This window comes from Achromobacter dolens (genome assembly GCF_902859745.1).
GTDB classification, from domain to species: Bacteria; Pseudomonadota; Gammaproteobacteria; order Burkholderiales; family Burkholderiaceae_B; genus Achromobacter; species Achromobacter dolens.
Window position 1 is genome coordinate 1 of sequence record NZ_CADIJW010000105.1, and the last position, 2,011, is coordinate 2,011.

A 2,011-nucleotide genomic window follows, 5' to 3' on the forward strand; every position below is an offset into this window, starting at 1 on the left:
GTCGAAGAACTCGTCCGGGCTGTTCTGCTCGATGATCTCGCCGCGGTCCATGAAGATGACGCGGTTGGCGACCTTGCGCGCGAAGCCCATTTCGTGGGTCACGCACAGCATCGTCATACCGCTTTCCTGGGCCAGGTTGACCATCACGTCCAGCACTTCCTTGACCATTTCCGGGTCCAGCGCCGAGGTCGGCTCATCGAACAACATGATCTTGGGGCTCATGCACAGCGAACGGGCGATGGCCACGCGCTGCTGCTGGCCGCCCGAGAGCTGGCCGGGGAATTTCTTGGCCTGGTCCGGGATGCGCACGCGCTCCAGGTATTTCATGGCCGTGGCCTCGGCTTCGGCGCGCGGCTTCTTCAAGACCCACATCGGGCCCAGCGTCAGGTTCTCCAGCACCGTCAGGTGCGGGAACAGGTTGAAGTGCTGGAACACCATGCCGACGTCCTTGCGGATGGTCTCGATGTGCTTGAGGTCGTTGGTGAGCTCCGTGCCGTCCACGATGATGTGGCCTTTCTGGTGCTCCTCGAGCCGGTTGATGCAGCGGATCATGGTGGACTTGCCCGAGCCGGACGGCCCGCACACCACGATGCGCTCGCCCGGCGCCACGTCCAGGTTGATGTTGCGCAGCACGTGGAACTGGCCGTACCACTTGTTCACGTCCTGCAGTCGAATGATGGCATCAGACATGCCTGTACTCCCGTAAATATCGCATTGCGGGTCCGCCGGTGGCGGACCCGCGGCAAGGTTCTAGCGTGCGTGGCCCGTGGCCAGGCGTTTTTCCAGCGCCTGGCTGTATTTGGACATGGAGAAGCAGAAGACGAAGTAGATCAGCGAGATGAACAGATACGCCTCCACCCCGAATCCGCGCCATGCCGCGTCGGACAGGGCCGCCTTGGCCGCCAGCGTCAGGTCGAAGATGCCGATGATCACCACCAGCGACGTGTCCTTGAACAGCGCGATGAAGATGCTGACCAGCGGCGGGATCACGATCTTGAGCGCCTGCGGCAGGATGATCTTGCGCATCTGCTGCCAGTAGTTCAGGCCGAGCGAATCGGCGCCTTCGTACTGGCCCTTGGGGATCGCCTGCAACCCGCCGCGCACCGTTTCGGCGATGTACGCGGCCGCGAACATGATGATCGCGATCTGCGCGCGCAGCAGCTTGTCGATGGAGAAGCCTTCGGGCAGGAACAGCGGCAGCATCACCGACGACATGAACAGCAGGCTGATCAGCGGCACGCCGCGGATCAGCTCGATGTACACGACGCACAGCGCCTTGATGGCCGGCATCTTCGAGCGCCGGCCCAGGGCCAGCAGCACGCCGATGGGGAAGGCGAAGGCGATGCCGAACGTCGACAGGATCAGCGTCAGCGGCAGGCCGCCCCAGCGCGCGTTCTCGACGTAGGTCAGGCCCAGCACGCCGCCCCACATCAGGATCGCCACGGCGGTCAGGCCGACGGTCCAGATGATGGCGAGCTTCCAGTTCCAGAAACGGCGGATGCCGCTGCACACGATCACCGCGACCAGGATGATGGTCGCGATCAGCGGCCGCCATTGTTCGTCGTAGGGATAGGTGCCGAACAGGATCAGCCGGTGCTTCTCGATGATGAAGGCCCAGCAGGCCCCGCCCACCGAGGCGCGGCATTCCTGCGCGTTGGCGGCGGTGAAGTTGGCGCGGATAACCGCCCATTCGACCAGCGCCGGCACCGACATCAACAGGAACCACGCCAACAGCACCGTGATCAGGATGTTCAGCGGCGAGGAAAACAGGCGCGAGCGCAGCCACGCCCACGCGCCGACATGGGTCTTGGGCGGCGGCAGCCCTTCGCTGGGGGTATGCGTAGTGCTGCTCATATCAACGCTCCACCAGCGCGATGCGCTTGTTGTACCAGTTCATGAAGATCGAGATCGACAGGCTGACCGTGAGGTACGCGCCCATGATGATGAGAATGCCCTCGATGGCCTGCCCGGTCTGGTTCAGCGTGGTGTTGACCACCGACACGATGTCCGG

2 protein-coding genes and 1 pseudogene are annotated in these 2,011 nt (G+C 63.6%); all 3 read right to left on the reverse strand.

Translation table 11 applies throughout. The features are described 5' to 3' along the window. Window positions 1–690, reverse strand: a 690-nt coding sequence (locus HV783_RS29255; protein WP_063582951.1) for an amino acid ABC transporter ATP-binding protein, incomplete at its 3' end; no start/stop codon positions are given. A gap of 60 nt (window positions 691–750) precedes the next feature. Then, window positions 751–1,854 (reverse strand): amino acid ABC transporter permease, encoded by a 1,104-nt coding sequence (locus HV783_RS29260; protein WP_175144231.1) that lies wholly within the window; start codon window positions 1,852–1,854, stop codon window positions 751–753. Between the two features lies 1 nt (window position 1,855). Continuing rightward, a pseudogene (locus tag HV783_RS29265) lies at window positions 1,856–2,011 on the reverse strand (amino acid ABC transporter permease); the annotation flags it as partial.